The following is a 22,571-nucleotide window of genomic DNA, read 5'->3' on the forward strand; positions in this document are numbered from 1 at the left end:
GGTCTGCCGCCCCGGTGGAAGCGGTAGCCGTGTTTCGGAAGATGTGGCTTGCTGTCACGGGCGAAACGAAAGTCGAAATTGATGTCTCCTTTTCCTTCACTTGCGGAGCCGGAAAGTCGGCGGCGACTCCTGCGGCATCTGGCCGAGGCGGCCTTCTTGGCCTGTATGACAAATGACGTCGTGAGGGCGAGACGGATTGCGAAGGGGCTTGAGGTGGTTGCCCCGGGAGGTCGGGAGTGCGTCATTGCTTACGCGCTCTCAGATCTGTTGGCCAACGACGTTGACGCGGCGCTGGAGCGGCTCCGTCCTCTTGCCCGCACCAATGATCCGTATGGCATGGCATTTCTGGTGCTGGCTCTAGGCATTGCTGGACGGCTAAGGGAGCGGGAGGCGGTGCTTAGATCTCTGCCCCGCGACGATCCCGCTCTCGACGAGCTCCTTACGGTGCTGAGCAATCCAGCAAGAGCGCATACTGCAGGAATTCCAGCCAATGAACAACGTGTCTAACATCGCCGCGCAATTTGCGGCGGCGGCGTCAGTGACGGAACGGCCGACTCTACCGCAACCTTCAAGTGACTCGGTCGAGGCCTTCCATGCCGCACTCGAGCAGCCGGAGCTGTCGCCACGAGGCGACCGGCCAATCGCGTTCAACGGCGGCGGCCGGGCCGAAGATGGATGGGCGGCCGGGCTTGTTCCGATATCTAACGGCATCCTCAGTGGAATGGGGCAGCTAAGCGTCAACTTCGACCATGCTGTGAAGTCCGTGGTCGCAGTCGCGGACGGCGCGAGCTCGCGAGACGTCCGTTCGGCCGAGTGGCTGAAGGTCCAGCTCGCCCTCTCGGCTGTGACGCTCCAATACGACATTGCGACGAAGGTGGTTGGAAAGGTCGCGCAAACCCTCGATACGTTCCTGAAGAGCCAATGACCGGCGGTTATACGGGTGCGGCCTGGTTGAAGCAGGCAGTGATACTTCTTGTGCTATTCACACTGACAGGTTGCGAGAGAAAGATCGAACTTTATCACAATCTTCCTGCGCGTGACGCCAACGAAATGCTCGCGCTGCTCATGCGGCACGGCATCGATGCCGAACGGATAGCAGATCACGGCGGCGCTGCATCGCTGGTGATTCCAACCAAAGACGTGCCGGATGCCATGAATGTGCTGGATAGCGCCGGATGGCCTCGCGATCGCTTTTCCGATTTGGGCACGCTGTTTAAGAAGGAAGGCCTGATCTCATCACCGACAGAAGAGCGTGTGCGCTTTGTTTACGGAACCACGCAAGAATTGTCAGAGACCCTGTCTAGGATCGACGGGGTGCTCAATGCGCGCGTTCATTCGGTCTTGCCCGAAAGCGAAAGTGATGATCGCCTGCCGGGCACTCCCCCAACCGCCGCCGTGCTGATCCGCTACATGGCTGGTGCTCCCATCGATCAAGCCGTACCAAAGATCAAGGAATTGGTCGCAAATAGCTTGAAAGGCGTATCCTACGACAGGGTCTCAGTTACGCTTGTCGAGGCCACTCAGGATGATACCGCGCCACGGCCGCATGGAGCGGCGACCTTTGGCGCCGAGGGTAGCGATCCGCCTTATCTCGTCGTCGGGCTGGTCGGCGCAATAGCGACATCGCTCATCGGCAACGCAGTGCTCGCCTTTTTCGTGTGGCGAGAGCGATTTGGCCACACACCGGCCTAGTGGGGCGCCATGAGCTCAATGCAAGAGAGCAAAAGCCGTATGATCGCGACAGGCTTAGCAGCGAGTTCGGATGTTTGGCTCGATAAGCCATGGGCGGGAGCGATGATGCGCTGCATCGCCGATCCGGCTGCCGATCTCGATCCGTCCATGGCGAAAGACTGGCCCGAATGGATGCCGCTGGGACCCGCGCAGGCCGATCCATTTATTCGTTTAAAACTTGGAGTCTGGCTGCTCAACGATCAAAATCAGGCAGCATCTGCGATCATTTCGGCCGCCAAGGCCCCCCGCGTGCGACTCGCATTTCTGCCGATCTCAGACGCTATGCGGCTCATGAGCCTGGCCGCGGCCTGGATCGGAGCGCCCAGTATCGTCGGCCGTGTTCGCAGGACCGATGTTGTGGCGGCTCGCACCGCGCTCGGAGAAGACGCCTTCGCATTCGCTTTCCACGCTGCGCTGCTGCCGCGACCGACCCACGGGCTAATGTCGGCGATTGGTGTCGTCGAGCTGCCTACCCAGCCGGCTGCATTGCTCCGCTGTGGCGCGGCGATGTTCGGCCGGGCGATGGGTTGCATTCCACACACGCTGCAGGAGCGGCTGCGGTTGCGCCATCCTGCTTCGATCTGGAAGGCGGTGGCTGATGCCTGCCTCAACGACGGAGCTGGGGAGGATGCCTTTCGCGCGATGCGCCGCCTGATCCGCACAAGGATGCCGGCATGGTCGCACTGGTTCAATTGACATCCGAAACGGTCAACATTCTCGGCCCGGGTCGAATCCTGCCCGCGGCAAACGCGCAGGTGTTGTTGGAGGCCGAACAACTTCTTGCTCGCGCGCGGCGCGAGGCGGACACCCTCGTTGATGAGGCTCGCAAGTCCGCCAACATGATAGAGGCGGCCGCCAAGGAGGCGGGGCTGAGACAATCGCAAGCGGACTTTCAAGAGCGATTGACCGCAATTGCCGTGGAGTCGCTTTGGATCATGGAGCAAAACAAGGAGAGGATCGTCGACATGGGTCTGCAGATCGCACGCCGGGTGATCGACACCATGGCGCCGGATGAGGCCGCGGTGCAGATTGCGTTGCGAAGCCTGAGAGTCGCTGGCCATAGCACCCTCGTTCGGCTGCGCGTGGCACCATCGCTTGTCGAGACGGTTCGCAGACGGGTCGACGAGATTGTCCCGGCGTTGACATCGCGTGCGGTCGTCGATGTCATTTCTGATCCGGGCATCAAGGATGCCGGGTGTATCCTCGAGACCGATGCTGGACTGGTCGACGCGACGATCGAAAGCCAACTCTCGTTGATCGAAAGCGGCCTGCGCAAAAGCCGAGAGGCCTCTGCAACGTGATGTCAGAGCCAGCCGAGCCATCAATGGCAGCAACTCCCGTGGGTTCTTCGCACGAGAACATCGGTCGATTCTTCCAACTCGCAAGAAGCGCGGTCGAGCAAACGCCCACGATGAATGTCCGTGGCCGGATCCTCGAGGTTGTTGGAACAATCATCCGTGCGACGGCCCCGGGTGTCCGCATCGGGGACCTCTGCGCGCTTCGCAACTCGGAAGACGACCATGAATTGTCGGCCGAAGTTATCGGTGTTCAGCGCGATGTCGCAATTATGACGCCGCTCGGGGACATGAAGGGACTTTCCACCCTTACGGAAGTGGTTCCGACAAGAAAGCCTCTGCTCGTGCCCGCGGGCTGGAACCTGCTCGGTCGGATCCTTGATGGTCTTGGTCGCCCTCTCGACACGGCCACGCATGGTCCGTTGCCGGCCGAAGCTTGCGTGCCAGTCCACGGCAGCGCACCGGATTCCTTGACCCGGCGTGGCATAGATCGCGTTCTTCCGGTCGGTGTACGGGCGATCGACGGCCTTCTGACGTGCGGGGAGGGGCAGCGCATCGGTATCTTTGCCGCGGCAGGCGGCGGCAAGAGTACATTGCTCTCAATGCTCGCGCGCGGCGCAGCGGTTGACGTCACAGTGGTCGCATTGATTGGCGAGCGCGGCCGTGAGGTGCAGGAATTCATAGAACACAATCTTGACTCACGATCGGGTCCGAATTCGGTCTTCGTGGTTGCGACATCCGACCGTCCTGCCCTGGAGCGGGTGAAGGCGGCTTTTGTGGCCACCGCAATCGCGGAATGGTTTCGCGACCAAGGTGCGCGCGTGCTGCTTCTCATGGATTCGGTGACGCGCTTCGCGCGGGCGCAAAGAGAGATCGGTCTTGCGGCAGGTGAGCTGCCCACCCGGCATGGTTTCCCACCATCAATGTTCGCGGTTCTCCCGCAGCTGTTGGAACGCGCCGGCAACAACGATCGTGGATCGATAACTGCCTTCTACACCGTGCTCGTCGAGGGTGACGATATGACCGAGCCGGTTGCCGATGAAACGCGCTCCATCCTCGACGGTCATATTGTGCTCTCACGCGCCCTGGCGATGTCGAACCACTATCCTGCTATCGACATTTTGGCGAGCGTTAGCCGAGTCATGAGCACGATCGTGGGTGCGCAGCATGAAGGCTTGGCGCGCAGGCTACGGGAGCTGATGGCCAAATACCAAGAGGTTGAACTGTTGATTCGCGTTGGCGAATACAAGAATGGAGCCGATCCAATCGCCGATGCGGCGATCGCCAGAATGGAGGATCTAAGAAGCTTCTTGCAACAGTCGACATGCGAGCAGATCGACTTCGACACTACGGTTCAGGAGCTTGCATCGTGCCTTGGATGATTTCCAAAGCTGTACCTCAGCTCCTCGAGGTGAGGCAATTGCGGTTTCACCGTGAGCAAGATGTTCTGCGAGTGCGTCAATTAGCCCTCGACCAGGCTGTCGCTGCCGCCGAGCTCGCCCTGACAGACCTAGGGAGCTGGCAGCAAGACCGCCGTCGCCTGGAAGATGCGATATATCATTCGCTGATTGGAGAAACTATTGCTCTCAGCGATCTTTTAGGGCTGAAGGAGAAGATAGTCTCGCTGCACGAACACGAACGACTGCTCGAACGGCGAGTTCAGGAAGCAGTCGTCGAAGCCGACCAGGCGCTGCAGGCGCGCGACGAGGCGCACAAGGTCGCACGTCACCTATACAATAAATTCCATAAATGCGAACACCTGCTGCAGGCCTTACGGGATGGTGATCTGAGATCGGCAAACCGGACCAGTTTTGGCTAGAGTTTTCACTGCCGAACCACCGTCGCTGGGAGGAGCGGAAGACGACGAAGGCGCCGAAGCAGGCCAATAACGGCGTTCCGGTTGCGGAGATCTGCCGCAAGGCACGATCAGACAAACGATCTATTGGAAGAGGAAGTACGACGAACTGGTGTCGACCGAGATGCCGCGCTTGAAGCCGCTCGAGGAGGAGAAGAAGAAGCTGGCCGCCGATTTGTCGCTCGACAAGGACATGCTGTAACTTGATCCGACGAATGCTCTGCTCCGCCTGCGCAGGGCTCACGAACAATCCAACTTCGGCAGCCTGCGTAATGTATGCGCCCTCTCGCCAGTAGGCTGAGGCTGCAGCCAAGCCATGATGAGATCAGCACGCCAGGTTCCCAGATAGCGGCATTCGCCCGGTTTCGGGAGCTTACACGTGCAGCGACCACCTGTCTCCTTGTCACCACCCGAATCTCGCAGTCTGCTGCGCCGGGCCAATGGGAATGCGCGAGGGCAGCGCTCGTCGTTGGAGCGCGCAGCGTGAGGATGACCCCCGTATTCGAGGCAAACGCCCGCAAATGGCAGACGAGCTGAGTTCGCAGCAACCTTCTGGTCTCGGATGCGGTGGCGCCCTGGATGTCGCGTTCGGCTTCCAGTTGATCTCGACAACGCGCATCGCGGGCCGGGCGGCGGCCCATACGGATCTGTGCGGGAGCACGGAGAAATCCAAGTCCTTATCGAATCCAGACAACGCCACAGCATAGTAAGTGAAAGGCATATCACTGTCAGCTGGACCAATATCGAAATTGTATTTGCTTCGGGTCGGTCCAAAGCAGATGAGAGGTGAAGGGTTGCTCCGCCGAGCGATGCGTCGCCGTCTTTTGGCCTCCGCACGTATGGACTAAGACGACGCTTGACCAATGCTGGAGGGGAGATCCATGGCCGCGGGGAAGCGCTGTGAACACAGTAGGAATGAGGTGTCTTGCGCCGCGTTTCAGCCTGCGGTCATCGCGATAGGGTTGACGTCTATAATAAGCGGCAATGTGGCTGGTTTGATGAATGTTCGCGCTCGTACGAAGCTCTCCGATGACCGCAATCACGCGACGTGACCGTCCCGTCCCACCTGCGGCGGCCGCCCCGCTGAAGCGCGCGCATATTGCGGATTCCGAGCGCTTTGATCAAAGGTTCGAGGGGTCCGCTCTAGATCGCTGTCAGACATCCGAAGAGGGTTCCGGCTCCAGGAGTCTCGGCGCTGATCGGCGTGAGCCGACAGAGACCGAGAGTGCCGCCCCACATTTTCTAGCTGCCGCCTCGCTCGAAGGTGCCGTACCGGATCCTGCAGAGCGTCCGCCACTAGACGGAACCTCACGATCTGCTGAGCTCGTCGAGCTAGCGGAGGCGATACGGGACCATCTCGGTCCGCGCGGCATGATTGCAGTCGTCGCCCCCGGCTCACTTTCGACGCACAAGACAGCCATCAGCGTTCTCGCGGATTCGCGCCAACAATCAGACAACGCTGAGAAGGACGCGTGATCAATCTTCCATTCTATAGCCGATGTGAGGCAGCCGCCGTCTCGCAAATTGCCGCCCGTCTTCCGGTTGCTTTCAGCCTGGGCAGCATCAAGGTGCAAGCCGTCATGACCGATTGGGGGCTGCCCCGCCTTCCGGCCGATACCTATACTGTTGCAATGCATGCGCGCGGCCACAATATACGCCTCGCATTGGGCTCGGCGCTCGTTCCGCAAATGGCCGTGGAACGCTGGCCAGAGATCACCGCCCTGCCTCCAGCTCACGGCCTTGCCGAAATATGGCTCGATATTGTTCTGCGAGATCTCGCGGTCGAGGTGGAGCAATGGTGCGGCCAGAGGCCGACCTGGTCCTGCTTGAACATTGCAGAATCGCGTCCCTACGCTTTGAAGCTCGTTCGGCAAGAGCCTCCGAACGATCTGGTTGGCTTAGTGGAATTCGATGCTGGCGGATTGCAATGGATCGCCGACTGCTGCTCTGACCTGCCGGTCATGCATGCTCCGCTTGATGATCTTCCGCTGCATCTGGATATGCGAATCGCTCGCATTAGTGTTGTCTTGGCGGATCTGCAGCAACTCGCGCAAGGTGACGTCATCCTGCTGGACCATTCTCCGGTCGGCCAAGATGGCGAGATGGCCGTTGTGATGTACATCTCTGACAGTCCTCGGTTTCGTGCCTCGATCTTGAACTGTCGCCTTTCGGTCCTTACAGCGGTGGAGTGTTTGATGGGTACACCAGAGCCGCTCCCGCCCGAAAGCTTCGACAGCGTTAACCTGACGGTTGACGTGGATGTTGGGCGTCTGACTATGCCGCTCAGGCAGCTTCGTGAACTCGCCGTCGGCCAGGTCCTGGATCTCGGTTTCGATGCAACCACCAATGTTTGTTTGCGCGTCAATGGCCAAGTGGTCGCAACCGGCGAGCTCGTGCGCATCGCCGAGCGGACTGGTGTGCGCTTGCTGGATCTGCGCTTACGACGAGCAGAACGATGAACCGGTTACCCGATCCAGTTACGCTAATGGTTCTGATGGGGGCCATCGCGGTCATCCCCTTCCTTGCAATTACAGTAACGTCTTACGTGAAGCTCATCGTTGTCCTGGGGTTGGTTCGCAACGCTCTCGGACTCCAGAACATTCCGCCGAACATGGCGCTGAATGCGATCGCCATCTTGCTCTCGGTCTACATCATGCAACCAGTCGCCAAGAGCGTGTATGAAATCCTGCGTGACAAGCCGATCGCGTCCGAAAATCTTGGAGAACTGGTCGGCACCATAGCTGCAGCCGCCGAGCCAGTTCGTGACTTCCTCATGAAGCACACCTCACAAACGAAACGTCAATTCTTCCTAACTGCGACCCGCAAATTGTGGAGCAAGGATGACTCTGCCGTCGTCACCGATCATGATTTTTTGGTCCTGATCCCGGCCTTTCTCACATCCGAACTTGAAGACGCATTCAAGATCGGGTGTTTGTTGTTCTTGCCCTTTATCGTCGTTGATCTCGTCATTTCCAACATTCTTCTGGCGATGGGCATGATGATGGTATCACCTATGACGATATCCCTGCCGTTCAAGCTGTTCTTGTTCGTTGCAGTAAACGGGTGGCAACGCCTCATTCACGGTCTCGTCTTGTCCTACGCGGGACCCGGGCCATGAATTCCGCCATCCTCACCCACCTCGCCATTGAAGCGCTCAAACTGTCGGTTGTCCTGTCAATGCCGGCAGTCCTCGTGGCCACGATAGTCGGGCTAATTGTCGGCGTTGTGCAGGCTATGACCCAAGTTCAAGAGCAGACACTTCCTTTCGCGGTGAAGCTGATATGCGTGAACATCGTACTGGTGGCCACCGCGAGCTGGTTCGAGGAGCTAGGCCGGTATACGACGCAAATCTTCGACAAGATCGGCACGATGTAAGCGTTAGGAGCTCGAGGATATGCTCAATCGCCCATTTTTTAGTGCGGCTTCTACGAGCGCGACCGCAGGGAGCCCGCGCGTTATCATTTTGGTTGTCCGTTTGATGCTGCCAGTTGATCCGGCTGACTTGCATAGTACCTTCATTACTTTTGTGCTCGCGATCGCGCGCATAGCGGGTATGATGCTGGTCGTTCCTATTCTGGGGCGCCGCGTGATGACGGGAGTCGCGCGCAACGGCGTGATCATTGGCTTGGCGTTCCCCGTCATTGTGCTGGCTTGGGCAACAAAGCCTAGGGACCTCGATATGATGGGCCTGACGCCGCTGCTGGGCCTCGGACTCAAGGAACTCCTGCTCGGGGTTGTACTAGGTCTGCCAGTTGCCGCGATCATGTGGGGCATAGAGGCCGCCGGCACGTTCATTGACAACCAGAGGGGCGCCATGATGACGAGCCTGCTTGATCCGGCAAGCGGCAATCAGGCGTCTCCGCTTGGGACATTCCTGGGTGACCTTTACGCCATATGGCTGTTCGTCACCGGTGGCTTCTCTAAGCTCTTGGAGGCCCTCTATCGCTCGCATGAAATCTGGCCTGTGTGGAGCTTTCATCCTAGGATTGGCCCTGCATTCGTTGCAGAGGTCCTGGGTCTCGCAGACGTCGTGATGCGGTTGACATTGCTTCTCGCCGGTCCAGCCATCGTTGCCATGCTCCTCAGCGAACTAGGGCTGGCCCTCATCGGTCGGTTCGCGCCGCAATTGCAGGTCTTCTACCTCGCTATGCCAGTCAAAAGCATAGTCGGCCTTCTGCTGCTGATTCTTTCGCTGACGGTTGTTTTGTCCCATGCCGACAATCACGTGCTATCCCCGATCGCGTTTGTTAGCCGGATTGCCGAGTGACTCTTCATGGCCAGTCGAAAGAGCGAAAAGCCGACCAGCCAAAGGCGGCGCGACCTGCGCAAAAATGGACAGGTCCCGCTGAGCAAGGAGGCAGTGTCCGCAGCGGTAACTATTGCGTTGTTCGCCCTGCTCTTCGCTTGCTCGGACAGCTCAATCGACCGACTTGAGTCGGTGGTTCTGTTACCTGTCTCGTTTCTGACAGAAGACTTCGTCGTGGTCGCGCCGCAGCTGCTCGACTGTTACATCCGCGACATACAGAGCCTAATTGCACCATTTCTCGGCGTCGTCCTGATCGTCGGTGTGGGTGGCTACCTGCTGCAGAATGGAATCCTGTTCGCGCCGAAAGCAGCCGCGCCGTCGCTCAAAAAACTAAGCCCAAGCGAAAACATCGCAAGGATATTCTCCCTGCAAAGCGTTATCGATCTGGGGAGGTCGATCGTGAAAGTGGTGCTACTCGGCCTCATTCTAGTGTGCGTGCTTCGCGCCGGCGTAGGCGCGCTCGTGTGGGTCCCAAGCTGCGGGATAGCTTGCCTAAGTTCCGCTACAGGCGGGCTTCTACGCTATCTCGCGGTTGGTGTGGCGTCGAGCCATCTCGTGGTGGCAGTTGCGGATTTCGCGTTTCAGCGATGGCAGTTCGAGAGGAGGAACATGATGTCGCTGGACGAAGTGAAACGAGAATATAAGGAAAATGAAGGCGACCCCTTCATCAAGGGGCGTCGCAAGCAACTCCGTTCGCAACTATTGACCAAAGATGCACTTGCCCAATCTCGTCAAGCGACCGTCTTGGTCTCCAATCCCACGCGTATTGCAGTGGCGATTTATTACGACCGGCGGCAGACTCCATTACCAGTGATCGAGGCTATCGGTACCGATCTTTTGGCGCAACGAATGATTGATGCTGCGGCCGCTGCTGGAGTGCCGGTGATGCCAGACATTCCGCTCGCCCGCGCACTCCTGGAAGACGGCCTGGTCGATGAGTACATCCCGTCGCACTTGATCGCACCTCTCGCGGCGATCCTGGGAGCGCTCGGGAAATCCTACCGCTGAGACGCTCGATCGGCTCTGATGTCCGTCGGGGCAATTGCGGTTTTCGACTGGAGGGTGGCTCTTTGCTCCGTGGCTGGTTGCGTTTGCGCAACGCCATCCCAAAAATGTTCCTGCAGCCGGGGCGGCCCTCCCTGATTTCGGTGTGACGTGCTAGCCGCTACGACGCAACTGGCGCAAAAGCCGTTGCCAGGAAATTCGGTGCTGCAAGCACCTAGAGCATTTTCACAATTGGTGGAATCGGAGGATTCCCAGCGCGGTTGCTCCATGATTCAGTTTCCGCATTGATTCGAGGCGGAGGCTTTGATGGGAGCACCTTATTCTCAAGATTTGCGTGAACGGGTCATTTCCGTCGTCGACGGCGGAATGGGAGCGTATCAGGCAGCGCCGCTGCTGCGGGTCAGCGTTTCCTACATTTACAAGGCGCTGGGGCGTTGGCGGGCGACTGGCGAGACGACGGCTCGCCCGTCGGGCCGCGGGCCGGCTCCGAAACTTGCTGCTCACGATGAAGCGCTGCGCCAGCGGATCGTGCACAAGCCAGACGCCACGCTGGAGGAGATCCGGGCGTGGCTGCTGGCCACGCACGACGTGAAGGTCAGTATCGGCTGCTTGTGGAAGCGCCTGCGCCAGCTCGGCCTGACGCTCAAAAAAAGTCACTGAGAGCTGCGGAGCAAGATCGGGCCGATGTCGCCGAGGCGCGTGTGGAATGGCGCGCCGGTCAGGCGGAATTGAGCCCGGAGCGCCTGGTCTTCATCGACGAGAGCGGCGCGTCCACCAAAATGACCCGGCTTTACGGCCGCTGCGCGCGCGGCAAGAGGCTCGTTTGCACAGTCCCGCACGGCCATTGGAAAACAACCACCTTCGTCGGAGCTTTGCGCCAGGACGGCATGACCGCGCCGTGCGTCTTCGACGGCCCGATGAACGGCGAGACATTCCTCGCCTGGGTCGAGCAGTTCCTCGTTCCGACGCTGCGGTCGGGCGACATTGTCGTGATGGACAATCTGTCGAGCCACAAGGTCAGGGGCGTCCGCGAAGCCATTGAGGCGGCCGGTGCGATGTTGCGCTATCTGCCGCCATACAGCCCGGACCTCAATCCGATCGAGCAGTTCTTCGCCAAATTAAAGTCCCTGCTGCGCAAGGCAGGCGCACGAACTCTCGAAGCCCTCGACAACGCAATCGCCGACGCCCTTACCCGCTTCTCGCCAACAGAATGCCTGAACTTTCTCGCCGATGCCGGTTATCGTCACCAACCATGAAAACGCTCTAGTGCAGCAGATGGTTCAACTGGGTCGAGGCGGGAGCGCCGCACTCGCGGAGACCGGCCGTGCCATCATGCCCGGCTATGTCCACATAGCGAGGAAGTATTTCTGACCTTGCGCGGCATCAGGTACTGGTCTCGTGCAACACCCCGTCTGGGGGCTCGAGCAGTCAATCCGTTCTCGGCAGAGTGTTGCTGCGAGTTAACGCAATTGGCGTGGCAGGCGAGTTGGCCTTGCCAAATGCGGAGCCGCCAACTCGGCAGTATGCGGTCGACTCACGCGTCGCATCTGCTCGCTTGCGCGGCGTCGGCGCAAGTGCTGCTTTCGAGGGTAGAGACATGAGAACGAACGTGGACCTCGACGAAACGATGCGGAATGCCAGGCAGACGATCGCGCAGATGGACAGCCTGTTGAGCAGGGTTGAGGATCAACGCGATCAGTGGGTTCGATTGTTAGACGGCGCAGCTGAAAGGGCTGCTTCATTTGCGGCACAGATCGACGGCCGCGAAGAAGTAGACTATTCGCACGAGCTAGCGGCCCTGAGCGAAATAATGTCCTGGTCCGATTGAGTCTTGAGGTGCCCCCGCGTCAACCGGCGCGACCGAGATCATGGTGTGAGGCGGAGGCAGGCTCGTTGAAGAACCGTGACGCAGTCGATGCGTTTGAGGCTGGCAGGTTGGCGCAACTCGCCCTTGATCTTATGACGGGGCGCGCCAAGCTGGCCGACGTCATTGGCATTACGGATGACGAGCTAGAGGCGCTGTATGTATCGGGTCGCCGCTACTACTGTTGCGGTCAGTACGAACACGCGGTGACGTTTTTCCGCTTTCTGTGCTTACATCAGCACACGGATGCAAGATACTGGTTCAGCTTGGCTGCTGCTAGCCAGATGTTTGGGGATGCGGAGAACGCCCTACACGCCTACAGGGTGGCTGCGCTTCTGAACAAACAGGAGCCGCAGATACCACTTCGGGCCGCAGAATGTTTCATCAAGCTCAAGCAACCGGCAGGAGCCATCGGCGCGCTCGCTGATGCCTTAGCGCTGAGCGCGGCAAAACCCGGGCACAGCGCTTTGGCCTGGCGGGCACGCAGGATGCTCAGTCGCCTCAAATCGGAAGCGAATTCGAACAATGCATAGCTTGACCATGGTTCGCGCAATCAGCGTACCGCTGCCTGAGGCCGGCTCGCCGCCTCTGGATGGTCACTCCGCAACCGCCTTTCCGGGCCGCCTCTATATCTCGCCGGCCAGCCTCTACATGTCGGGCGTCGATCATTTGCCGTCACTGGCTTCCGGACAGCTGTCCGCGTCAGGGTCCATCCCGAATTTACCGGCACCGCGTGAGATCGGTTCGGTCGACCTTCTCACCGCGTTTCTGGCGCTCAAGCTCAAGGTCGATGACGGGTTGATCAGGAGTGGTCTGGAGGATGTCCGATCCAGGGGTGAGCAGCAAAAGCAGTTGCACGAGAAGATTGGTCAAGAGATCATCGAAGCCGCACAAGCGCTGTCGAGGTCGAAGAAGACCTCGCGTATAATGAAATTCCTCGGGTGGCTTGCCGTCGGATTGTCGGTCGCGGCTGCCGCTGTCACTGGCGGCACTCTGGCTATAGTGGCGGCAGCAGTCAGCGTTGGCGTAGCGGTTCTCAATGAAACGGGTGTCGTCGGCAAGATGACGCAGGCGATTGCCAAAAGGCTCATGAAAGATCAGGCGATGGATGCCGGCAAGGCGAATATGGTGGCCTTGGCTATCACGATGGGCATCATGTTCACGGTCTCAGCGTTGGCAGGAGGCGCTGGGTTTATCCGTGGTGCTGCGAATTGGTTACGCACTCCCGCCATGTGGAGCCGCCTCGGTGAGGCCGGCGCCTCAGTCCTACGTGGACTTGCCTCGCTCGCAGGCAAGCCCGGGGCGCTGGGGACCGTCATTGCGAGGGTCATGGATCAAATGGCATCCCATCTCGCTAACGCAGCCTCAGACTCCGCCAAAATCGCTCAGATCAGCCAGACGGTTTCGACCCTTGCTCAAGCCGGCGGGGCGGCTGCTTCGATGGCTGAAGCCGTTGCCGGACTTGTAAGTGGGTGTCAGCAGAAGAAGGCCGCGGACGCTCAGGCGGAAGCGGTGGATGTCAGGACGCGCCTGACCGCGTTGAGGCAGCTGCAAAGCGATGAAATGGACTTCATCAAGCAGCTGATCGGCGACCGGGAGTCGACCACCCAGAAGGTTGCTGAGGCCATCGAGGGCCAGATTCACTGTAACGCGACTCTAATCAGTCACTTCCGTTAGCAGTTGCTAGAGGCCCTTCATCTGCCGAGGTTACGCAATGAGAGTTATGCCAGGTGCTGTTGAGCACGCGAGCTTGGCCGGTATTGATCGCTCGGACACTGCCGCCGATCACCAACCTCCGCTGATTTCGCTATCCGCAGCCAACGACGATGGAAGCAAACCAGAGGAGAAAATAACTCGTTCGCTTGCGCAGGTTGATGACGGCACGCCGGCATCTTTTGGCGTATTCCAGGAGAAGCTCTCAACCACCCAAACTAAGCTGAAGGACTTCGCCACGGGGACCGAACTATCGGCAGTCGCCACGCTCATTGTCCGCCTCAATAGCGACTTCCGCAAATCTGCAAGGGAGGATCTGTGGGCTGCAGTTTCTACGGATGTCGCCGCGCAGGAAGCCGCCGCCAAGGCGCTTCGGGATTCTGGGCTCTGCCAGATGATTGGCGCAATACTGACGTCAAGTGGAGCGATCGCCGGCGCCTTTATGAACCTCAGGGGTGCTCGTCAGAGTCAAGTAAAATTCAATGAACAGCTCACGACGAAAATCGAAGGGACGCTTCCGAAGTCTGATTTGAAGCCGGAGCTGTCGAACAAGCCGGCAGGTCAGCCGCCGCGGCTCGCAGCAGTGGAAGACGCGCCGCAGGACATCGCACGGCAGGACCGCACGGCAAAGCGCGGGGGCGGGGATGTGACGCCGCATTCGAGCGAGATCGAATCATCGAGTGAAAGCGATGCACCTAGCGCCTCGGCCGAAAATGATGTCCAGCCGCATGATACCACTGGCCCTCTTCAATTTACGCGCATCGCCATGGCGCAAACCGCAGCCCAGCGCGAAATCATGAAGTGGGGCGGATTGGGTACGATCACATCGGAAACGACCAAAATTCTAGCCGCCGGCGTGAACATGGGGGCCACGCATTTTCAGGAGGAGAAGGCGGAGCGGGACGCGGACAGCACCAAGGCGAAGGCCCAGACCGACAGCGAAAAGCAGTTCATCGAATATTATCAGACGGTGATCCAGGACCTGCTGGGCAAACTTGCTGAACTCCGTAGTGCGGATAGCGAGACCAGAAGCAAACTCGTCAATATGGCGTGAGCGCAATGCATCGCTTGAATGCGCAATGTTCGGGCCAGAAGGATTAGCATACGATGATCGCCTCAATTTCCGGAGGTCAGCTCTATAGCGCAGACTATGCCCTCGGGTATGGAGAGTCGCTGTGCTCGACCATGATTCTGATCCTGACGGTGCGGTTCGTCATCTACGACACCCAAATCCGATCTGAATACGACAGCATGCGGGCCCGGAATGATCTGCTTAAAGACATGAATGCCGTATTGGCGGCCCTGCGTACCAACAGGCCCAATGATGAGAAGAGCGTCAAAGATTATGGGACCTTCGTTAATTCACGTGGTGAGACAAAAGATGTCTTCGACTGGATGGACGCAAATGGCATTTCCATCGAGCATAGTGGTGACAAGGCCGGTGTGCAGGCGGACTTCGACGCTGCCATCAATAATGTCAAAGGTGCGATGGATAGCGCCAACAGCGAGACGCAAATGATGATCATTCGCTTGCAAGACCTTCTGGGTAAGTTCAACAGCGTGGCCGAACTGATGTCTAACCTTGTTTCGAAAGATCAAAAGCTCAGCGAAATGATCGTCGGCAATATTCGCTGACGAGCAACAGGGAGCGGTGCGGGGCCGGCCTGTTATCGGTACCGCGCCCCGAGCTTTCAGAGGATCTGCGTCTTTGCCACGGTGCATGGAAAACTTGAATGGATGCGGACTCTCTGCGAGAGCGCCCCTCGTCGCCGTTACGCCGGACTTTACTCGCGCTCTTTTGTCTCATTCTGCCCGGATGCGCTGGCTCCGACTCGACTGCTAAACGGGGGCTTCTACTGAGTTCGCCGAGTGAGGGCCAGCATGAGGCCAGATACACCCGCGAGGAGCGCGCTCCGCAAGCAGGTGGTTTTGAACTGCTGACGGAACCGTCTGCCCAGCCGAACAACGCGACCTCGGAGCGGCGGCTGCCGGTCACATCCGATAGCACGCGCGTGAGTCTCAACTACATCAATGCCGATATTCGTCAGGTTGTGAATGACATCATGAGCAATATCTTGGCGATGCCTGTCATTATTGATCCGGCCGTGAGCGGGACGATGACGCTCGTGACCTCGGGCAAGGTCCCAGCCAGTGACGTTCCGCGACTGCTCGACGAGGCGCTGGCAAAGTATGGCTACGGACTGTCGGCAGTTGAGCAGGGAGTGAGGGTGGCGCGCTTAACTGACCTGTCTGGTGGAGGCCGGAGCGGTTTTGAGGTGATTCCGCTTCGCTATGTCAATCCAGCGGACGTCATCAATGTCATCCGGCCGAACGTCGAGGAGAGCGTGCATTTGGCGCCAGCTGCCAAGGAGCGAGGCATCGCTATCGATGGACCCGCCGGAGGCGTGAGTTCCGCGCGCGAACTCATAAGCGTGATTGACACCGATGCCATGCTTCACAAGTCATTTGCCCTGTATACCTTGTCTCAGGCGAATCCCGCTGCAGTCGAGCGAGAACTCAGCTTTTTATTCCACCAGAATGCCTCGGGTGCGACGCGCGTTCGGTTTGCGACGCTGGAGCGCTTGAACGGCATCCTTGTGGTGGCGGACGAGCCTGCGGCGCTCCAACAAGCGCGTCACACAATCGAAAAGCTGGATAGGCCGTCGGAGGCAGCAGCAAACATTTACGTGCGCCCACTGAAGTACCGAAGGGCCACGGAAGTGGCGCAGGTGCTGGCCCAACTCGTCGGGGCTGAGCCGCATGCTGCAGTACCTCCTGCCCAGCCTGCGGGAGAGTTTGAGAAGACGTCAGACACAGGCGTCGCCAAGCGATCCGGCCTTGTCCTCAACCAGCCCAGCCCGTTGGACGAGCAATCTCCCTCGATCACGCTGACGACGCAGGTGGTGGGCGGCATTCCCGCGGTTAGTCTCGGTCTGTCGGCGCCAGTAAGGATCGAGGCGGATCGCAGTCAAAACGCGCTCGTGATCCTAGCCGCGCCGCACGATATCAAGATCATCGACGCTGCGCTTCGCCGCCTTGACGTCAGGCCTCGCCAGGTTCTGATCCAGGCAATTGTCGCGGAGGTCCGGCTTAATGATCGCCTGGCGTACGGAGTGGACTACCTTCTATCCTCGCGCGACCTGGGTGGCGTTCCAAAAGGTGGTCTGTCCTATGTGTTTCCCGGGACGGGAGTCAATGCTGTGCTACATGCGCTGAACGCGGTGGCTGACGTTAAGGTCGTATCCGCGCCCCGCATTCTGGCGCTCGACAATGAGCCCGCAACGATCCAGGTGGGCGATCAGGTTCCGGTCTTGTCGCGATCATCCCAATCCACGTCAAGCGAGAGCTCACCCATCATCAGCAGCGTCGAATTGCGCGACACAGGCGTCATTTTGGCCGTTACGCCGCGGATCGGCACCGGTGGCAGTCTCACGCTCGAGACCCTTCAGGAGGTCAGCACCGCCAACAAGAACACACTCACCAACGTTCAGTCCCCGGTCATTTCGGTGCGCCGCCTCCAAAGCAAGGTCGTGACACGAGACGGCGATACGATCGCGATCGGTGGTTTGATGGAGGATTGCACCGACCAGGTTGCCTCCGGGATTCCAGCGTTGATGGACATTCCGCTTCTGGGACCTCTATTCCGCAGTACGGAGCGGATCAAGGTCCGAACGGAGCTCTTGGTGTTGCTCAATCCTCGTGTGCTTGAAAGCGAGGCAGAGGCCTCGGCGCTCACCGGCGAGCTGCGGGAGAAGTTCGAATCGCTCGCCCCCGACCTGGCCGGTCAATTAGGGGCCCGATCGCGACGAAGCACCGCCCCACCGAGGCGCGGGCAAGCTGTGGAGGAGCCGGGCTGGTCGGCGACCCCCGCTGTCGCCGGCCCCTCTTTTGGACCCAAACCCTCTCCTGAAACCCTAACGGCTCGCCACTCAGCGATAGCACGCTAGACGGGCTGACAGGAATGAGGGCGGGGCGCTTTGGAGCGCAGAGCACGCGCGAAAGGAGAGTTGGCGCAGCTTGCTGGCTCGATCAGATGGTAAGGCCGGATGCCCGAAGGCTATCAGAGGCGAGAGCTATCGATGATGTTGCGCGCAGTCAAAAACTCCGAACCACGCCTCCAGCCGTTTCAGCTGGGCTGGCTGACGGCCGGACCAGTTGCTCGTCGATCCCTACTGTTCGAGCTGCTATCCCAGGTGCCCGCTGTGGACGAGATGATGATCGTGGCGTTCGCCTGCAGATCGAAAGCACTGTGAGGCTCGAATCGACGATGTGCGGGCCGATGGACGCAATATGGCTCAGCGATCTGGCGGACCGTCGTGGATTTGCCGACTGTATCGGGCTTCGCGAGGCGCTAACGGCCCCTGAGCAGGAAGAGCAGGATCGATTTCATTTTGATCTTCCTTGATCGAGCGTGGCGATGATAGATGCGCTTATCAGTCCAGCTAGGCTCGACAGTCCGTCGCTCGTTGCTTGCCTCTCTGTATTGTTAAAGTGTCCGCCGAATTCGGCCAAGTTGCTGCAAGCACAACAAGGTCTCTATCCCGAGGCGCGCCGGGATAAACATGCGCGCCCTCTCGCACGCCTCCAAGCTGGGCACTGTGAGGAGCCAGCCGCCCATCCGGGGTGGCTTCGTCTACCCGTCGCGGCAAGCGTGAAACCCGGGATCTTGCGGCTTTTGGTGCGGACGAACTGGCAACTCAGCTTCGGCGGAGAGGTAAGCGCCTTTCAGCGCGCGGCTGTGTCTCTGAGGCCGAACCTCGTCGTACAAGGCAAGTCGCGCGGGTGGATGACATGAAGTTATTCGAGAAAATCCTGGCGATCGTAACCGGTCGCAATGATATCGTTCTGGTGGCGTTGCTCGTCACCATTGTTTTCTTGATGATCATTCCACTTCCGCCAGTTCTTATGGATGTGCTGCAAGCCGTCAATCTGGGAATCTCGGCACTCCTGCTTATGGTGGCGGTCTATATTCAATCCCCCCTTGAGTTCGTCTCCTTCCCGTCGGTGCTTTTGCTGACAACGCTCTTTCGGCTGTCGCTTGGGATTGCGGCCACACGCACGATCTTGCTGCACGCCGACGCCGGCCAGATCATCAAAACCTTCGGCGAATTTGTCGTGGCCGGCAATCTCGTCGTAGGTGCCGTCACCTTTCTGATCATGACAATCGTGCAGTTTGTTGTCATCACCAAAGGATCTGAACGCGTTGCCGAGGTCGCTGCACGCTTCTCCTTGGATTCGATGCCGGGCAAGCAGATGAGCGTCGACGGCGACTTGCGTGCGGGCAGCATCGACATACGAGAGGCGAGCAGGCGCCGTGTTGCAATCGAGCGCGAGAGCCAGTTGTACGGAGCCATGGATGGCGCAATGAGGTTCCTCAAGGGCGACGCGATTGCGGGCTTGATCAGCATTATCATCAACATCATAGGCGGAATTACGATTGGTTCGCTTCAAAAGGGGATGGGAGTGTCCGAGGCGCTTGAGGTCTATGCGATCCTAACTATTGGGGATGGCCTTGTCGGCCAGATTCCGGCTCTCTTCACCGCGATCACGGCGGGCTTTATCGTCACGAGGGTAAGCACCGAGGACCATGGCGCAGATCTCGGCAATGCGATCGGTAGTGAAGTGAGCGCGCAACCACGTGCACTCATCGTTGGATCCTTCATCCTCCTTCTGTTCGCGTTGATCCCTGGCTTTCCAACATTGATCTTCATCGTGCTGGCAGGCGCGGTGGGGGCTGGTGGCTGGCTGCTGCGCGGCCGGCGGCCTTCACGGGCAGGCTCCGAGTCATACCTCTCCAGCAGGGGAGCGCTCTCGACGAGTCCGGGCCAATCCGCCGAGCGGAACGGCGCAGGCGGCGATGGTATCGCGCTTACGGTCCCTCTGATGATCGATATTGGTCGCGATATCCAGGCGATGATTCAGCCGGAGGTGCTGGAAAAGGTGTTGGCGGCTGTGCGCCACGCACATCTGCTCGATTTCGGTGTTCCTATCCCAGAGATCAATGTGCGGGTGAACGACAGCTGCCTGAAGGATGAATATATCATCATGGTAAATGAAGTTCCGTATGGGGAGGGACGCTTGCGGCCGCAACACATTCTGGCGCGTGATACCCCCGAGAACCTGGAGATGATGGACATTCCATATGTCCTGGGAAAAACCTTCTTGCCTCAAATCGAGACCGTCTGGGTCGATGTCGCACATCTCGAGTCGCTGCGAGGTGCGAGCATTCCATATTTTGAGTCAGCTCAGGTCCTTGCCTATCATATTGGCCAAATCCTGCGCCGGCTTGCCGAGGAGTTTGTCGGCATCCAGGAAACGAAAGCTCTTCTAAAACAAATGGAGGCATCGTCTCCGGAGCTCGTAAAGGAGGCGCTGCGATTGCTCCCTCTGCAAAAGATCTCGGAGGTTCTTCAATGCCTTATTTCCGAATGTGTTTCTGTCCGGAACATGCGCACCATCCTCAACGCACTGGTCCAATCGGGACAGAGCGAGAAAGATACAATCCTGCTAACGGAGCATGTGCGAATTGCGCTGAAGAGGCAGATCTGCTTCCAGCACTGTGCCGGTATGAACCTGCTGCCGGCCTATATTCTGACGCCGGAGGTGGAGGAGATGGTCCGCAACGCTATTCGGCAGAGCTCTGCCGGAAGCTATCTCGCCCTCGATGCGCGAACCACACAGCAGATCATTGCTGCCATACGAGAGGCGATCGGTCCCCTCGAACAGCAGCTGTGCAAGCCGGTGCTACTCACCTCGGTCGATATCCGCCGATACATGCGCAAACTCATTGAGGTTGATTTGTACGGCCTCCCAGTGCTCTCCTATCAGGAGCTCACGCCCGAAATTTCCGTGCAAGCCTTGGCCAGGATTTCGCTGCAGTGACGGATACGGAACGACAACACGACGTTCTGACAGCTGATCGGGCCAAGCTCACCTTACGCGTGCTGTCTGGGCCAAACATCGGGGCAGAGACACGGCTGGGGGAGGGCACTTGGCTCATCGGGAGCCATGACAGTGATGACCTCACCTTTGGGGATCCGGAACTCCTTGGTTCACATGTTCGCATCGCCATCGCGGCCGGGACACTCGAGGTCACTGCGCACGCCCCGGGTGTGTTCATCGGCAATAGGCAGTGCCCAACAGACAGCCCGAGGATCCTCGCCCCCTTCACCCCGGTTCGGATTGGCCGGACGATTTTTAGCCTGGGTCCGGTCGGGCAGAACTTTCCCGACGTCAATTCGCTGGGCGAGTACGAAGAGGTGGATGCGAACCACGTTTCTTCCGCTCCCGCAGACTCATCGACCCCAGACGGTCGACGAACACGCCTCGCCAAGGGCTCGATACGGCCGCTTCTGAGGGTGGGGGCGGTGATTTCTGGCGTCCTGATTGCCGTATATGCATCCTGGGTAGGGATCGGGCGGCTTCGCTCGTCGAGGTTGGCTACCATTTTGAGTAGGTATCCGATCACGATCGCAACGGATATCTCTCCCGCGAGACTCGGGCCCAACGTCAACGTCACACGGCCCGATGATAAGGTAGCCAGCCACTTGGGGCCGAGAGAGACTGCTCAGGTGCAAGGCAGCGGCCCTGGGGGGGCGGCAGAGGCGGCGCCCCAACGGCCGAACGTCACCACGTTATCTCATGCCAAGCTCATCGACCTCGCAACCACGGTATTACGCGCGTTTGATATCGAAGGCAGTATTCGCGTGGAAGATGCCGGACAAATCGTCGTAACGGGATATAGCCGGAGCGATGCCATGGTCAAAGCGGCCCTTTACCGTCTGCAGCAGGATATTCCGGGTGTGCACAAGGTTGATGATGAAGTGATAACACCAGACCGCTCCCGAGCGTTTTTGGAGGCGGCGGCGTCAATCGAACTGCGTCGCTCCATCCGCATTGTGGCGAAGCCGGATGTCGTATCCGTTTCGGGAGTGCTAACGGCGACGACCTACAGCGATTGGCAGAATGTTGCTTCTCGCTTCGAGCAGAGGTTCAAGCCGTACATCCGCCTCGAGTCGCATTGCGAGCTGATGATGTTGCCCGCGACACGAGGTGTGCATCTCGGCCGCGTTCCCTTCATCGTCCTTCAGAATGGGACGCGCGTGAAAGTGGGCGACAATATCGATCGGTTCGGCAAAATCACTGCAATTGATGGCGAGGGGGTATTCGTGCAAGTCGCAACGTCTAACCTGCGCGTTCCCTACTCAAGCAAGCCGGAATGGATAACTGAGGAGGATCAAAGGTGAGCCAGCAATTCGTGGTGTTCGAGCTGCAGAAGCTGCTGCTGAATGACGCAGATGGCGCTAACAAATCTGCCATCAATCAAGAACTGCAAAGTTGGCAACAATCTTTCAAACGTGAAATTGATCGCGGTGCCACGAAGAGCCAATTCGAAGCATTGCGCGCACTATTCGATGCAATAGATGCTGCAACAGAAGTTGTGAATGCAACGTGGTTACGGCACCATCGCGAAGCCGTCGTTTGATCGAGGAAGATCAAATGGATGTCAGCGCGATAAGCAACTCTCTTGGTAGATCGGTTGCCGAGTCAGAGCGCAACGTTAGAAGTCACATGGCAACTATGAATCCAGCCGACCCCATGGACGAGCTTCGGCTTCAGGCCTCGATGAGCGCGTACAGTACGCTCTTGCACTTGGACTCGACCATTATCAAAGCGATTCACGAGGCGCTCAATGGTATCATCAAGAACATCGCCTGAGCCTTGCAAGCATCCGAACCGGTTCGTAGACCGTGATGTCGTGCCAAGTCCCAGCGTTGCGGGGCATTTCCGATACACGTCTGG

Annotated in this window: 22 protein-coding genes; all 22 read left to right on the forward strand. The window is 58.9% G+C overall.

Annotation, left to right across the window (positions count from 1 at the left end; translation table 11 throughout):
• The first annotated feature begins 490 nt into the window (after positions 1-490).
• The 22 genes from ACP2YO_RS14365 to ACP2YO_RS14470 all read left to right on the forward strand — a co-directional run bounded on the left by ACP2YO_RS14365 (position 491) and on the right by ACP2YO_RS14470 (position 22,487).
• The gene (locus ACP2YO_RS14365; RefSeq protein ID WP_426441413.1) at positions 491-925 is read left to right on the forward strand and encodes an EscI/YscI/HrpB family type III secretion system inner rod protein; all 435 of its coding nucleotides are present in this window, start codon (positions 491-493) and stop codon (positions 923-925) included.
• A complete protein-coding gene (gene sctJ, locus ACP2YO_RS14370; RefSeq protein ID WP_426441414.1) occupies positions 922-1,692 on the forward strand; it encodes a type III secretion system inner membrane ring lipoprotein SctJ in 771 nt (256 codons plus the stop codon). The genes ACP2YO_RS14365 and sctJ overlap by 4 nt, the downstream gene beginning before the upstream one ends.
• A 102-nt stretch (positions 1,693-1,794) precedes the next feature.
• Positions 1,795-2,427, forward strand: a complete 633-nt coding sequence (locus ACP2YO_RS14375) for a hypothetical protein (protein WP_426441415.1) — start codon at positions 1,795-1,797, stop codon at positions 2,425-2,427.
• Positions 2,406-3,032, forward strand: a complete 627-nt coding sequence (locus ACP2YO_RS14380; RefSeq protein ID WP_426441416.1) for a FliH/SctL family protein — start codon at positions 2,406-2,408, stop codon at positions 3,030-3,032. The genes ACP2YO_RS14375 and ACP2YO_RS14380 overlap by 22 nt, the downstream gene beginning before the upstream one ends.
• Positions 3,033-3,055: 23 nt before the next feature.
• On the forward strand, positions 3,056-4,408 hold the full coding sequence (gene sctN, locus ACP2YO_RS14385; RefSeq protein WP_426441417.1) for a type III secretion system ATPase SctN: 1,353 nt from the start codon (positions 3,056-3,058) through the stop codon (positions 4,406-4,408).
• Complete coding sequence (gene sctO, locus ACP2YO_RS14390; RefSeq protein ID WP_426443190.1) at positions 4,405-4,845, forward strand: type III secretion system stalk subunit SctO; 441 nt, start codon at positions 4,405-4,407, stop codon at positions 4,843-4,845. Before sctN ends, sctO begins: the two co-directional genes overlap by 4 nt.
• A gap of 1,508 nt (positions 4,846-6,353) precedes the next feature.
• Positions 6,354-7,340 carry a FliM/FliN family flagellar motor switch protein gene (locus ACP2YO_RS14395; RefSeq protein ID WP_426441418.1) on the forward strand — a complete coding sequence of 329 codons (987 nt, stop codon included), beginning with the start codon at positions 6,354-6,356 and terminating at the stop codon, positions 7,338-7,340.
• Positions 7,337-7,999 (forward strand): type III secretion system export apparatus subunit SctR, encoded by a 663-nt coding sequence (gene sctR / locus ACP2YO_RS14400; protein WP_426441419.1) that lies wholly within the window; start codon positions 7,337-7,339, stop codon positions 7,997-7,999. The genes ACP2YO_RS14395 and sctR overlap by 4 nt, the downstream gene beginning before the upstream one ends.
• Positions 7,996-8,256, forward strand: a complete 261-nt coding sequence (sctS, locus tag ACP2YO_RS14405) for a type III secretion system export apparatus subunit SctS (protein ID WP_426441420.1) — start codon at positions 7,996-7,998, stop codon at positions 8,254-8,256. Before sctR ends, sctS begins: the two co-directional genes overlap by 4 nt.
• Before the next feature lie 19 nt (positions 8,257-8,275).
• Positions 8,276-9,148, forward strand: coding sequence for a type III secretion system export apparatus subunit SctT (gene sctT / locus ACP2YO_RS14410; protein WP_426441421.1), 873 nt, complete (start codon positions 8,276-8,278; stop codon positions 9,146-9,148).
• 6 nt (positions 9,149-9,154) lie between these two features.
• Positions 9,155-10,195 (forward strand): EscU/YscU/HrcU family type III secretion system export apparatus switch protein, encoded by a 1,041-nt coding sequence (locus tag ACP2YO_RS14415; protein WP_426441422.1) that lies wholly within the window; start codon positions 9,155-9,157, stop codon positions 10,193-10,195.
• 303 nt (positions 10,196-10,498) lie between these two features.
• A protein-coding gene (locus ACP2YO_RS14420) for an IS630 family transposase (protein ID WP_426435017.1) occupies positions 10,499-11,448 on the forward strand; the annotation gives its coding sequence in 2 pieces (ribosomal slippage) (positions 10,499-10,835 and positions 10,835-11,448; 951 coding nt in all).
• Positions 11,449-11,801: 353 nt separating this feature from the next.
• Positions 11,802-12,020 (forward strand): hypothetical protein, encoded by a 219-nt coding sequence (locus ACP2YO_RS14425; RefSeq protein WP_426441423.1) that lies wholly within the window; start codon positions 11,802-11,804, stop codon positions 12,018-12,020.
• Positions 12,021-12,085: 65 nt separating this feature from the next.
• A complete protein-coding gene (locus tag ACP2YO_RS14430) occupies positions 12,086-12,589 on the forward strand; it encodes a SycD/LcrH family type III secretion system chaperone (protein ID WP_426441424.1) in 504 nt (167 codons plus the stop codon).
• On the forward strand, positions 12,582-13,733 hold the full coding sequence (gene sctE, locus ACP2YO_RS14435; protein WP_426441425.1) for a type III secretion system translocon subunit SctE: 1,152 nt from the start codon (positions 12,582-12,584) through the stop codon (positions 13,731-13,733). The genes ACP2YO_RS14430 and sctE overlap by 8 nt, the downstream gene beginning before the upstream one ends.
• A gap of 73 nt (positions 13,734-13,806) precedes the next feature.
• Entirely contained in the window at positions 13,807-14,823 is a 1,017-nt protein-coding gene (locus tag ACP2YO_RS14440) for a hypothetical protein (RefSeq protein ID WP_426441426.1), read from the forward strand.
• Positions 14,824-14,876: 53 nt separating this feature from the next.
• On the forward strand, positions 14,877-15,404 hold the full coding sequence (locus tag ACP2YO_RS14445; protein ID WP_426441427.1) for a hypothetical protein: 528 nt from the start codon (positions 14,877-14,879) through the stop codon (positions 15,402-15,404).
• A gap of 377 nt (positions 15,405-15,781) precedes the next feature.
• Positions 15,782-17,716, forward strand: a complete 1,935-nt coding sequence (locus ACP2YO_RS14450; RefSeq protein WP_426441428.1) for a secretin N-terminal domain-containing protein — start codon at positions 15,782-15,784, stop codon at positions 17,714-17,716.
• An 844-nt stretch (positions 17,717-18,560) separates the two neighbouring features.
• Positions 18,561-20,651 (forward strand): type III secretion system export apparatus subunit SctV, encoded by a 2,091-nt coding sequence (gene sctV / locus ACP2YO_RS14455; RefSeq protein WP_426441429.1) that lies wholly within the window; start codon positions 18,561-18,563, stop codon positions 20,649-20,651.
• Positions 20,648-22,015: an FHA domain-containing protein gene (locus ACP2YO_RS14460; RefSeq protein ID WP_426441430.1), complete on the forward strand. Its 1,368-nt coding sequence runs from the start codon at positions 20,648-20,650 to the stop codon at positions 22,013-22,015. Before sctV ends, ACP2YO_RS14460 begins: the two co-directional genes overlap by 4 nt.
• Entirely contained in the window at positions 22,012-22,254 is a 243-nt protein-coding gene (locus ACP2YO_RS14465; protein ID WP_426441431.1) for an EscE/YscE/SsaE family type III secretion system needle protein co-chaperone, read from the forward strand. Before ACP2YO_RS14460 ends, ACP2YO_RS14465 begins: the two co-directional genes overlap by 4 nt.
• Positions 22,251-22,487, forward strand: coding sequence for an EscF/YscF/HrpA family type III secretion system needle major subunit (locus ACP2YO_RS14470; RefSeq protein ID WP_426441432.1), 237 nt, complete (start codon positions 22,251-22,253; stop codon positions 22,485-22,487). Before ACP2YO_RS14465 ends, ACP2YO_RS14470 begins: the two co-directional genes overlap by 4 nt.
• The last annotated feature ends 84 nt before the right edge of the window (positions 22,488-22,571 follow it).

It is taken from the genome of Bradyrhizobium genosp. P, from assembly GCF_049949265.1.
GTDB lineage: Bacteria > Pseudomonadota > Alphaproteobacteria > Rhizobiales > Xanthobacteraceae > Bradyrhizobium.